Genomic DNA, 12,167 nt, shown 5'->3' with positions numbered 1-12,167 from the left:
CGCGGGCCTGCTAGGGGCTTCCCCTCGGAGTAGGCTGGAGCTGTGCGCGAAGTCGACGTGGTCGGAGTCCGGGTGGAGATGCCCTCGAGTCAGCCGATCGTGCTGCTCCGGGAGGTCGGTGGTGAGCGATACCTGCCGATCTGGATCGGCGCGGCCGAGGCGAGTGCGATCGCTTTCGCCCAGCAGGGCATGGAGCCGCCCCGGCCGCTGACCCACGACCTGTTCGCGGAAACCATCCGGGTGCTCGGGCACACGCTCAGCGAGGTCCGGATCGTGAACCTGACCGACGGCGTCTTCGAGGCGATCCTGGTGTTCGACGACCAGACCGAGATCTCGGCCCGGCCGTCGGACTCGATCGCGATCGCCCTCCGGACCGGCACCCCGGTGTTCTGCGCGGAGGAGATCCTCGCCGAGGCCGGCGTACCGATTCCGGACAGTGAGGCCACCGGCACCGACGAGGTGCAGGAGGAAGAGGAGGTCGAGCGGTTCCGGGAGTTCCTGGACCAGGTGACGCCGGAGGACTTCGACAAGAGCTGACGCGACCCCTGGAGACGGGGAATCCGTACAAGAGCGACTAGGTAACGATTCGTACGGCGGTCGCGACACGCTCCCGGCTCGACGCGGTTGTCGTTGACCCGCCTCGGGCGGCGGCTTACCGTGAAGAAGTCGTGGGGTGCTGTCACTCCACGGAGATGACTCGTACCAGTCGGTATCCAGGGAGGCTCAGGCGTGACACGCACCGGGGACACGGATCTGACGCAGTCGGCTTCCGACGCGCACGCCGAGGCGGCGGAGACCGCCGGCGTCCAGGGTCTGCTGTTCGACGACGACCTGCGGCCGATGCCGGAGGACGTCGGGTTCCGGGGTCCGACGGCCTGCGCGGCCGCCGGGATCACCTACCGGCAGCTCGACTACTGGGCCCGTACCGGCCTGGTCTCGCCGTCGGTGCGCCCGGCGACCGGCTCGGGTACGCAACGGCTCTACGGCTTCCGCGACGTACTGCTGCTGAAGGTGATCAAGCGGCTGCTGGACGCCGGGATCTCGCTGCAGCAGATCCGGACCGCGATCGCGCACCTGAGCAAGCGCGGTTTCGACGACCTGACCCAGATCACGCTGATGAGCGACGGCGCCTCGGTGTACATGTGCACCTCGCCGGACGAGGTCATCGACCTGCTGGCCGGCGGCCAGGGCGTGTTCGGGATCGCGCTCGGCGGGGTCTGGCGGGAGGTCGAGGGATCGCTGTCCGAGCTGCCGACCGAGCGGGCCGACGGCCACGACGACGAAGGCTCCGACGGGCACGCCGGCGACGAACTCGCCGCCCGCCGTCGCGCCCGGATGACCGGCTGACCTAGTTCTTCACTGTGCGCCCACTCACTGCAGACTCGCTCCGCGGTGTGTGGGCGACTTTGTTGTTACCGCTGAACGCCGACGACTCGATCGACTTCACGCGGTTGGAGGCTCAAGCTCAGGCTCTGGGTGAGACTTCCGTTGCTGGGTTGTACGCACACGGGACGGCGGGGGAGTTCCAGACCCTTACCGAATCCGAGTACGACCGGGTCAACCACATCCTCGCCGCCGTCGGGAAGCCGTTCCAGATCGGGGCGAGTCATCCGTCGGCACAGGTGCAGTTGTCCCGGGTTGAGCGTGCGGCGAAGCTCGCGCCCGGAGCGATTCAAGTGATAGCCCCGGACTGGTTGCCTTTGAACCCTGCCGAGATGCTCGCCTTCTTGCGGCGGGTGGGTACGGTGGCGGGGGAGGTGCCGCTGGTGTTGTACAACCCGCCGCATGCGAAGACTTCCGTGACGCCACGGCAGTTGGGGGAGTTGGCGGCGGCGGTGCCGAACCTGATCGGGTTGAAGACGGCCGGTGGTGACAGAGCGTGGTTCGACGAGGCCTTGCGGTCCGGGCTCGCGATCTTCGTACCCGGTCACTTCCTCGCGAGTATGTCGTTACTCGGCGCGCACGGCAGCTACTCGAACGTGGCGGCGCTGTCCCCGAACGGTGCGGTTGCCACCGCGCACGACCTGGACGTGGAGCGCCGGGTGGTCGAGTTCTTCGCGGCGCACGTCGTACCACTGCAGAAGGCCGGCCTGTCGAACCCCGCGCTGGACAAGTTCCTCGCCGCGGTCGGCGGCTGGGCGGACGTCGGTACCCGGGTCCGCTGGCCGATGCAGGCGGCCACCGACGAGCAGGTCGCGGCGGCGCGGCCGGCCGCCCGGAGCCTGCTGCCCGAACTGTTCGGAAATTCCTGGTAGCCTCGTTTCAGCCGTACACAGCACTCGGGAGAGTCCCGTTTCGTCGGGCGCCGAAGGGGCAATTCCTCCCCGGAACCTCTCAGGCCCATGGACCGAGTGCCACAGGCGACTCTGGAGCGTGTTCGTGCGTGACAGAGGGGGAGGCCACCGGCAGCGACAGTCAGCATCGGAGCCTCTAGTGAACGACACCCCTCAGCTTTCGGCGCGTGTTTCGGCGACGTTCGCCGACCGGCACATCGGTCCGCGCCCGGACGAGATCGCCCGGATGGTCCAGGCCCTCGGGTACGACGACGTCGACGCGCTCGTGGACGCCGCGGTCCCGGCCTCGATCCGGTCCGCGGAGGCGCTGCGGCTGCCCGAGCCGGCCTCCGAGGTGGACGCACTGACCGAGCTGCGCCAGCTCGCCGCCCGCAACAACGTCGCGACCACGATGATCGGCCAGGGGTACTACGGCACCTTCACCCCGTCCGTCATCGTCCGCCGCCTGGTCGAGAACCCGGCTTGGTACACGGCCTACACGCCGTACCAGCCGGAGATCTCCCAGGGCCGGCTCGAGGCGCTGCTGAACTTCCAGACCGTGGTCTCCGACCTGACCGGCCTGCCGACCGCGAACGCCTCCCTGCTCGACGAGGGCACCGCGGCCGCCGAGGCGATGACGCTGGCCCACCGCTCGAACAAGAAGAGCAAGTCCGAGCGGTTCCTGGTCGACGCCGACTGCTTCGCGCAGACGATCGCGGTCGTGCAGACCCGCGCGCAGGCGCTCGGCATCGAGGTCGTGGTCGCCGACACCACCGACGGTCTGCCCGAGGGCGACTTCTTCGGCTTGCTGGTGCAGTACCCGGGCTCCAACGGCGCCGTCCGCGACCTGAAGCCGCTGATCGAGGCGGCCCACGAGCGTGACGCCCTGGTCGCCGTCGCGTCGGACCTGCTCGCGCTGACGGTGCTCGAGGCACCGGGTGAGGCCGGGGCGGACATCGTCATCGGTTCCTCGCAGCGCTTCGGCGTACCGCTGTTCTACGGCGGTCCGCACGCCGGCTTCATGTCCGTACGGTCCGGTCTCGAGCGGTCGTTGCCGGGTCGCCTCGTCGGCGTGTCCGTCGACGCCGACGGCGCCCCGGCGTACCGGCTGGCGCTGCAGACCCGTGAGCAGCACATCCGCCGCGAGAAGGCGACCTCGAACATCTGCACCGCGCAGGTCCTGCTCGCGGTCGTCGCGTCGATGTACGCCGTCTACCACGGTCCGGACGGTCTGCGCGCGATCGCGGAGCGGGTGCACGACTACGCCGGCAAGCTCGCCGCGTCGCTGCGCGCCAGCGGCGTCGAGGTCGTGCACGACGACTTCTTCGACACCGTCCTGGCCCGCGTGCCGGGCCGCGCCGCCGACGTGGTGGACGCCGCGCGGCAGAACGGGATCTGGCTGCGGCTCGTCGACGCGGACCACGTCGGCATCTCCTGCGACGAGAAGACGGACGTCGCGACGCTGACCCGGGTCTGCCAGTCCTTCGGCGGTCGGTACGACAACACGCTCGAGGCGGCGGCCGTGAACGTGCCGCGCACCACGGAGTACCTGACGCACCCGGTCTTCAACACGCACCGGTCCGAGACGGCGATGCTGCGCTACCTGCGCAAGCTGTCCGACATGGACTACGCGCTGGACCGCGGCATGATCCCGCTCGGGTCCTGCACGATGAAGCTGAACGCGACCACCGAGATGGAGCCGGTCACCTGGCCGGAGTTCGCCGACGTACACCCGTTCGCGCCGATCGAGGACGCGGCCGGGTACGTGAAACTGATCGGTCAGCTGGAGCGCTGGCTGGCCGAGGTCACCGGGTACGCGAAGGTCTCGATCCAGCCGAACGCCGGCTCCCAGGGCGAGCTCGCCGGTCTGCTCGCGATCCGTGGGTACCACCACGGCCGGGGCGACCTGGACCGCGACATCTGCCTGATCCCGGCCTCCGCGCACGGCACGAACGCCGCCTCCGCGGTGATGGCCGGCATGAAGGTTGTCGTTGTCAAGGGCAACGAGGACGGCACGATCAACCTGGACGACCTGCGGGCGAAGGCGTCCGAGCACGCGTCGCGGCTGGCGGCGATCATGATCACGTACCCGTCGACGCACGGCGTGTACGAGGAGAGTGTCCGCGAGGTCTGCCAGGTCGTCCACGACCACGGCGGCCAGGTGTACGTCGACGGCGCGAACCTGAACGCCCTGCTCGGGCTCGCGAAGCCGGGGGAGTTCGGCGGCGACGTCTCGCACCTGAACCTGCACAAGACGTTCTGCATCCCGCACGGCGGCGGCGGTCCGGGCGTCGGGCCGGTCGCGGTCGCGGCGCACCTCGCGCCGTACCTGCCGAACCACCCGCTGCTCGACCAGGCGGGCCCGGAGTCGGGCGTCGGCCCGATCAGCGCCGCGCCGTTCGGGTCCGCGGGCGTGCTGGCGATCTCCTGGGCGTACATCCGGATGATGGGTGCGTCCGGGCTGACCGACGCGACCAAGGCCGCCGTACTGACCGCGAACTACGTGGCGAAGCGGCTCGAAGGCGCGTTCCCGGTGCTCTACACCGGCGAGAACGGCCTGGTCGCGCACGAGTGCATCCTGGACCTGCGGCCGATGACCAAGGACACCGGCATCACCGTCGACGACGTCGCGAAGCGGCTGATCGACTACGGCTTCCACGCGCCGACGATGTCGTTCCCGGTGGCCGGCACGCTGATGGTCGAGCCGACGGAATCCGAGGACCTGGGCGAACTGGACCGGTTCTGCGACGCGATGATCGCGATCCGGCACGAGATCGACCGGGTCGCCGCGGGCGAGTGGCCGGCCACCGACAACCCGCTGGTGAACGCGCCGCACACCGCCGAGTCGGTGATCAACGACAAGTGGGAGCACGCCTACACCCGCGAAGAGGCCGCCTTCCCCCGCTCGGTGGACCGCGCCTCCAAGTACTGGCCCCCCGTCCGCCGCATCGACGGCGCCTACGGCGACCGCAACCTGATCTGCTCCTGCCCGTCCCCGGAGGCCTTCGAGTAATGTCGCTTCGTCCTGACACCGCCGCTGCCCTGTTCGCCGAGGTTGCGGCGGCGCAGGGGGAGTCGCGGTTGCCGTCGGTCAACGCGGGGGTGGTGCGGGACGGGGAGTTGGTGTGGACCGGGGCCCGGGGGCGGTTCGCCACTGCCGGTGGTGAGTTGCCGGGGGCGGATGTGCAGTACCGGATCGGGTCGATCACCAAGACGATGACGGCGATCCTGGTGATGCAGTGCCGCGACGACGGGTTGCTGTCGCTGAACGATGCCGTTGGCAAGCATCTGCCGGGGGTCGCGTTCGGGGACCGGACGGTCCGGCACCTGCTCGCGCACAGCGGCGGGATGAACGCGGAGCCGGAAGGCCCTTGGTGGGAACGGAATCCGGGTGTCTCGTTCGACGAGCTGACCGCGGCGATGAGCGAAACGCATGCGGCCGGCCCGGCCGATCGCCGGCACCACTACTCGAACCTCGGGTACGGCCTGCTCGGTGAGATCGTCGCCCGGCTGCGCGGTACGTCCTGGCTCGAGCTGGTCCAGGAGCGGATCCTCGGGCCGTTGGAGATGCGGCGTACGACGTACTTCCCGCAGGCCCCGGCCGCGCAGGGGTTCTCGGTGCACCCGTTCAGCGGGCAGCTCGACCCGGAGCCGGCGCACGACTCGGGTGCGATGGCACCGGCCGGGCAGCTGTGGAGCACGATCGAGGACCTGGCGCGGTACGCGTCGTTCTGGATCGACCCCGTCCAGGAGCTCCTCAGCCGGGACACGGTCGAGGAGATGGCGACGCCGGTGGCGTCCGATCCGCGCGAGGGGCTGAACGCGTCGTACGGCCTGGGGCTGCGGCTGATCGCGGACGACCCGCAGCTGCTGATCGGCCACACCGGTTCGATGCCGGGCTTCCTCGCCGGGCTGTTCGTGGACCGGGTCCGCCGGATCGGCGCGGTCACCCTCGGCAACGCGACGTACGGCCGGGTCGCCTCGCTCGCGCCGGACCTGATCCGGATCCTGGCCAAGTACGAACCGCCGATCACCCAGGAGTGGGTCCCCGAACCGCCCCTTGCCCAGGGCACCGATCTCCTCGGCCACTGGTACTGGGGCAACACGCCGATGACGATCACAGTCTCCGGCGGAATCCTCCAACTCTCCGGCGGTCTGACGTCGCGCCTGTCACCCCTCGCCCCCGACCTCTACCAGGGCCGCGACGGCTACCTGGCCGGCGAAAAACTCCACGTAATCCGCACCGGCACCACAATCACCCACCTAACCATAGCCACCTTCACCCTAACCAGAACCCCCTACGGGCGTGACGATCCGCGTTTGTCCTGACCAACTGGGCTTACGGAGGGTAGTCTGGGGTTGACTGCATGGAGTAGATCAGGGGTAGATCGCCCGGTTTGGTCGGGAGGGCGCAGGTTCGAGTCCTGCCTCCATGTCTGACGGCGAACGGGGGGTTCCGGATGTCGGGCGGGCTCAGCGGGGAGCAGTACGCGGAGGTCGGGCGGGCCTTGCGGACCGGCTGCTACCGGATCGACGGACCGGACGAAGCCGCGGCGCTTCTGGCCGCGTGGCTGCTCGAGCGCGGGCGGGACGTTGCGGCGCTCGAGGTGCGTCCGTCGATGCCGACGTTGACCGCCTTCCCGCCGGGGGTGGTGGTCCGGCGGCACACGGTGGACGAGGTTCGTACTCAGTTGCGGCAGGCAACAGTACGCCCGCGGGTCGCGGCCATGCGGGAGACGCTCGAGGTGTGGAACCCGCTGTACGACCAACTCGTCGCGCTCTGGTGCGACACGGTCGACGGCGAGCTCCCGCAACTGACCGCGTCGGGCGTGGTGGGCGGGTGGCCGTGCCGGGTGTGGCCGGACGACTGGGCCGAACGCCGGCGCCGCTGGCTGGACGACCACAAGACGGCGGCCGAGTTGCACAACGCGCGTCGGCCGAAGAGCAACTTCGCGCGGCTGCAGGCGGCGCTGGAGCAGTGCCCGGACGACAGTTCCGCGCTCGACGGGCGCGACGTCGGCTGGATCCGGCGCGCGCTCGCCAACACGATCAGCGCCCACGGCGCGCCGAGTTCCGAGCGGCGTACCGCTTTGCGTACGACCCAACGCGAGGTCGTCGCGCATCCGCCGTACGCGACGCTGGCGCACGTACTGAGCGCGCGCCTCGACGCCTTCCCGCGCGCGGGCGGGCTGCCGTCGCTGGAGGCGATCGCGGATCCCGTGGACTGCACCGAGGCTCCGGCCGCAGCGGGGGCGACGATGCCGGAACACCTGCTGGCCAAGGCGTCCCGGGCGCTCGAGGCACCGATCGGTGAGCTGGTGTCTCGCGGTGTGATCCCCTCGGGCGAGGTGCTCGCCGACGTGTTGCCACAGGTCCGGGATCAGTTGCTAGCAGCAAACATCGCGGACGCATCGCTGGCCCTGCTGTACGCGAAAACCACGGCCGCCGGTCGGCGAGACCTGCTGCCGTGGTTCACGCCGTACCGCGGTCACCGTGCGGACCCGGTCCAGGCCGCTTCCCAAACGTTGCGTGAGACAACGATCGCCGCGCTGGCGGCGTTCCCGGAGGCCATCCTGCCACCGAAGCTGGTCCGCGAACTGGGAACGCTGGCCGGACAGGCCGGACTCGACCTGCCACTCGTCGACGAACACACCTGCGCCTCGGCGCGCCGGGCAGCGGCCGTCGTCGCGAGCCGGGTCCTAGCGGGCACGCTCTACGCGCGGTACTACGACCTGCCTGTCTGGCCCGAGCGCCGTTCACGCCTGCGCCGGCGCCGACCGGCCGACGACTTCACCCAGACGTGTACCCGCCGAGCCGCGAACGGCAGCACCGTACTGGAGCAGAGCCAGATCCTGACGACGCACAACCTGGCAGTGCTCGTGGACGCCCTCGACCTGACCTCCTGGCTTCAGGAACTCGCCCCACGGCTCGCAGCCAAAGCCTTCACGTCCGCGATCCACCGTCCGACGACAACTGCGTGGCGTCAGGCGATCTTCTACCTGAGCTACTGCGACCCCACAGACCCCCTGGCCGAGTTAGACGCCCCGCATCTCCAGCCAGCCATCACCGGCCTGCTCGATGTCGCCGCCGGCCACCGCTTCGACTACGCAGGCCGCACCCCGAACGGCGGTCGTCGTTTCACGGCTGCTCCAGCGGCCGCATCGTTGTGGTGATCGCCACTCCTGGGGTGGCCGAGTTGACACGGTGGGTGCACCGGACAAAAGTTAGGGATGCCTTAGTAAGGGTTGCCTTACTCGACAACTTCCCGGGAGTACTGGATGTCGCAGCCCGCGCGTCTGTCCGCCGTGACAGCCCCGCCCGCACCCGCCCGCGATCCGTTCGGCCCACGCTGGCCGCTGGCCTCGACGGTCTCGGACCGTCAGCGTGGACCGTTGCCGCACGGTTCGCCGGGAGCGGTACTGCGGCGGGCCGCCGAGGTGCTCGGTGAGCCGCGGGTGCCGTCGACCGGAGTGGGGGAGTCGGCCGCGCTCGACCTGATCGCGGGGCTGCTCGAGGAGCAGGGGATCGACCTGAGCCATCCGCACGCCGCGGCGCACCTGCAGCCGCCGGTGCTGCAGGTCGCGGTCGACGCGGACGCGCTGGCGTCGGCGTCGAACGCCTCGATGGACACGTACGACTCCGGTCCGGCGACGCTCGCGATCGAGCAGTGGGTCGTCCGCGCGCTCGCCTCGCTGGCCGGGTTCGGCCCGCAGGCGGACGGCGTACTCACCCCGGGCGGGTCGATCTCGAACCTGCTCGCGGTACTGATCGCCCGCGACAGCGCCGCCGCCGCGGCCGGTCTCGACGTCCGGCGGAACGGGTTGCGGGGGTTCGAACGGCCGGTGGTGTTCTGCTCCGAACTCGCGCACTTCTCGGTCCAGCGCGCCTGTGCCGCCCTCGGGCTCGGGGAGGAGGCCGCGGTCACGATCCCGTCCGACGAGAACTTCCGGATGCGGGTCGACGTACTCGAGACCGAGCTCGCCGAGCCGGGCCGGACGCCGGTCGCGGTGATCGCCACCGCCGGGACGACGGACTTCGGGTCGATCGACCCGATCGCGCCGATCGCCGCACTGGCTCGTGCGTACGGCGCCTGGCTGCACGTGGACGCGGCGTACGGGTTCGGGGCGCTGTTCTCGGACCGGCTCGCGCCGCTGCTGGCCGACGTACCGCTGGCGGACTCGGTGACGCTGGACCTGCACAAGATCGGCTGGCAGCCGGCCGCGACCAGCGTGCTCCTGGTCGCGGACCGGACCCGGTTCGCGGCCTTCGACCGGTCGGTGGACTACCTGAACCCGGCCGACGACATCGACTCCGGGCTGGACGGGCTGCTCGGCCGCAGCCTGCAGACCACCCGGCGGCCGGACGCGGTCAAGGTTGCGACCACGTTGACGGCGTACGGCCGGGCCGGACTGGGCACGATGCTCGACACCTGCCACGAGCTCGCGCACGCCGCCGCGGCCCGGGTCGTTGCCGACAGCAACCTCGAGTTGCTGGCGCCGGTGACCCTGACCACCGTGTTGTTCCGGGTGGCGGGCCTGGAGGGGTCCGCCGCGGACGACCTGCAAGGAGAGGTGCGGCGCCGGTTGCTGACCTCCGGACGGGTGCTGATCGGCCGGACCAAGCTGCCGGCCCGCGGCGACCGCCCGGCGGCGGTCGCGTTGAAGCTGACGCTGCTGAACCCGAACGCCACCGCGACCGACATCGAGGACCTGCTCGACCAGGTCGTGGCCACCGGCCTCGACGTCCTCGCCGGCGAAGGAGCAGCGTGAGTACTGCGGTTGACGCCCATCTGAACGCGATTCTGCGCTGCTACACGCGCGAGTCGTCGGTACCGGTCGCCGAAGGGTCGTTGACGTTCGACGCCGGCGCCTCGACCGTGACGGCGCGGGTGCGGCACGCGTCGCGGACCGGGTTGCACCAGTTCACCGACGTACGGCTGGACGGCGTACCGCCGGCACCGGAGGAGCTCGTCCGGGTGCTGTCGGCGGACGCGGATCCGACCGAGATCGAGGACCTGGCGGCGCGTACCGCGGAGTCGGTGCGGAACGTCGCGCTGTTCGTCGAGCAGGCCGGCGGCGAGCGCGGACCGGGGCGCTTCCTCGAGGTCGAGCAGGCGTTGCTGTTCGGGCACCTGAACCACCCGGCGCCGAAGAGCCGGGACGGACTGAGCGGCGACGAACTGGCGGCGTACTCGCCGGAGCTCGGCGGCCGTTTCGCGGTGCACTGGTTCGAAGCCGACGCCGAACTGGTGTCGTCGGACCAGGTGGCCGGCGCGCCCTCGCTGCAGGGACTGGACGCTGTGCAGCTGATGGGCGCGCTGGCCGGTATCACTCCGTCCGAGGGCCGGGTGCTGATCCCTGCCCATCCGTGGCAGGCCGGGGATGTCTTGCAGCGGCCGCGGGTGGCGGCGCTGATCGCGGCCGGGCGGGTCAAGGCGCTGGGCCCAGCGGGTGCGGAGTGGTACCCGACGTCCTCGTTGCGAACGGTCTTCCATCCAGAGCTACCGGTGATGCTGAAGCTGTCGCTGGGGTTACGGATCACGAACTCGCGGCGCGAGTCGACGCCGACCGAGCTGCGTCGCGGGCTGGAGATCAACCGGCTGCTCGACGCCGCGTACAACGCGGGAACGGCGACCGCGCATCCGAGCTTCAGCATCGTTCGCGACCCGGCCTGGGTCGCGCTCGACGAGGGCGGGCCGACGTTGACGGGTCTCGACGTCGCGGTCCGCGAGGTGCCGGCGGACGTCAACAGCTACGCGTGTCTGGCGGGCCTCGTCGCACCACGGCCCGGTGCGGTGAGTCGGCTGAGCTCCTTCGCCGCGGAGGATCCGGTCGGATGGGTGTCGGCGTACATCGACAACGTGCTGGTGCCGATGCTGCACCTGTACGCCGAGACCGGGATCGGGCTGGAGGCGCATCAGCAGAACACCCTCGTACGGCTCGACGGTGCCGGGCGGATCAAGGGCGGTGCGTACCGCGACAACCAGGGCTACTACCTCGCGTCCTCGTACCTGCGGGGGCTGCTCGGCGTCACAGGGCTGCGCGACTCGACGCTGGCGGTTGTCGACGACCCTATTGTCGACGATCGGCTGACCTACTACTTGCTGCACAACCAGGCGCTGGCCGTGGTCGGCTGCCTGGCTGCTGAGGGAGTCGCTGACGAGGCCGAGCTGCTGGCCGTGGTTCGCGAGCGTCTGACGCTCGCACTGCCGTTGCTGAAGTCGGCTGGACCCGACGGGGATCGTTTGGCGCGCAGGTGGCTCGAAGCGAAAACCCTGCCGTGCAAGGCGAACATGCTGACCCGGCTGCGCGGCATCGACGAGGTAGTGGCGCCACTGGACGCACAGTCGGTCTACCTCGACATTCCGAATCCGCTGCGGTGACGACGTTCGCACTGCGGCCCGCAGTACCGTCCGACGCCCCTCGGATCGCACTGTGGATGACGCAGCCGCACGTACGTCGCTGGTGGCACCAGGGGTGGTCCGTGGAGCGCTGGGCACAAGAGATCACCCGCCAGGCTGCGGGGGAGCATTCCATGCCGTGCGTGGTGACGCTGGACGCGGAGGAGTTCGCGTACGTCGAGCTGTACCGCGTCCGGCACGACCGGCTGGCGCAGTACTACCCGTACGACGCCGAGGACTGGGGCGTGCACGTGGCGATCGGCGACGGTACGCGGGTCGGCAGGGGACTGGGGCGTCAGCTGCTCCGCGAGGTCGTTGACACGGTGTTGCGTACGGAGCCGGCTTGTACGCGGGTCGTGGCCGAGCCGGACATCGAGAACACACCCTCCGTCCGTGCGTTCGCAGCGGCCGGTTTCTTGAACCGCGGGGAGCTACAGCTGCCCGAGAAGACAGCAGTACTGATGGTCCGCACCAGGACCGTGCAGGAGGCATGA

At 70.2% G+C, this 12,167-nt stretch carries 9 protein-coding genes, 1 tRNA gene and 1 riboswitch; all 10 genes read left to right on the top strand.

From position 1 onward, the window contains the following. The first annotated feature begins 42 nt into the window (after positions 1-42). The 10 genes from ACFYRU_RS23870 (at position 43) to ACFYRU_RS23825 (ending at position 12,167) form a co-directional block, all read left to right on the top strand. Entirely contained in the window at positions 43-537 is a 495-nt protein-coding gene (locus tag ACFYRU_RS23870; protein ID WP_387662458.1) for a bifunctional nuclease family protein, read from the top strand. Positions 538-729: 192 nt separating this feature from the next. Next, positions 730-1,347 (top strand): MerR family transcriptional regulator, encoded by a 618-nt coding sequence (locus tag ACFYRU_RS23865; RefSeq protein WP_380196031.1) that lies wholly within the window; start codon positions 730-732, stop codon positions 1,345-1,347. A gap of 47 nt (positions 1,348-1,394) precedes the next feature. After that, positions 1,395-2,255, top strand: a complete 861-nt coding sequence (locus ACFYRU_RS23860; RefSeq protein WP_387662456.1) for a dihydrodipicolinate synthase family protein — start codon at positions 1,395-1,397, stop codon at positions 2,253-2,255. 15 nt (positions 2,256-2,270) lie between these two features. Beyond that, positions 2,271-2,360: riboswitch (glycine riboswitch) on the top strand. A 73-nt stretch (positions 2,361-2,433) separates the two neighbouring features. Then, positions 2,434-5,286, top strand: a complete 2,853-nt coding sequence (gene gcvP / locus ACFYRU_RS23855) for an aminomethyl-transferring glycine dehydrogenase (protein WP_387662455.1) — start codon at positions 2,434-2,436, stop codon at positions 5,284-5,286. Next, the gene (locus ACFYRU_RS23850; RefSeq protein ID WP_387662453.1) at positions 5,286-6,602 is read left to right on the top strand and encodes a serine hydrolase domain-containing protein; all 1,317 of its coding nucleotides are present in this window, start codon (positions 5,286-5,288) and stop codon (positions 6,600-6,602) included. Before gcvP ends, ACFYRU_RS23850 begins: the two co-directional genes overlap by 1 nt. A gap of 37 nt (positions 6,603-6,639) precedes the next feature. After that, positions 6,640-6,709: transfer RNA gene (locus ACFYRU_RS23845), tRNA-Gln, on the top strand. Positions 6,710-6,733: 24 nt separating this feature from the next. Further along, positions 6,734-8,446 carry a hypothetical protein gene (locus ACFYRU_RS23840; protein ID WP_387662451.1) on the top strand — a complete coding sequence of 571 codons (1,713 nt, stop codon included), beginning with the start codon at positions 6,734-6,736 and terminating at the stop codon, positions 8,444-8,446. Positions 8,447-8,551: 105 nt separating this feature from the next. Next, complete coding sequence (locus ACFYRU_RS23835; RefSeq protein ID WP_387662449.1) at positions 8,552-10,042, top strand: pyridoxal phosphate-dependent decarboxylase family protein; 1,491 nt, start codon at positions 8,552-8,554, stop codon at positions 10,040-10,042. Further along, positions 10,039-11,655 (top strand): IucA/IucC family protein, encoded by a 1,617-nt coding sequence (locus tag ACFYRU_RS23830; protein ID WP_387662447.1) that lies wholly within the window; start codon positions 10,039-10,041, stop codon positions 11,653-11,655. Before ACFYRU_RS23835 ends, ACFYRU_RS23830 begins: the two co-directional genes overlap by 4 nt. Further along, positions 11,652-12,167 (top strand): GNAT family N-acetyltransferase, encoded by a 516-nt coding sequence (locus tag ACFYRU_RS23825; RefSeq protein WP_387662445.1) that lies wholly within the window; start codon positions 11,652-11,654, stop codon positions 12,165-12,167. Before ACFYRU_RS23830 ends, ACFYRU_RS23825 begins: the two co-directional genes overlap by 4 nt.

This window comes from Kribbella sp. NPDC004536 (assembly GCF_042873835.1).
GTDB lineage: Bacteria > Actinomycetota > Actinomycetes > Propionibacteriales > Kribbellaceae > Kribbella.
This window is presented reverse-complemented; position numbering and strand designations above follow the sequence as displayed.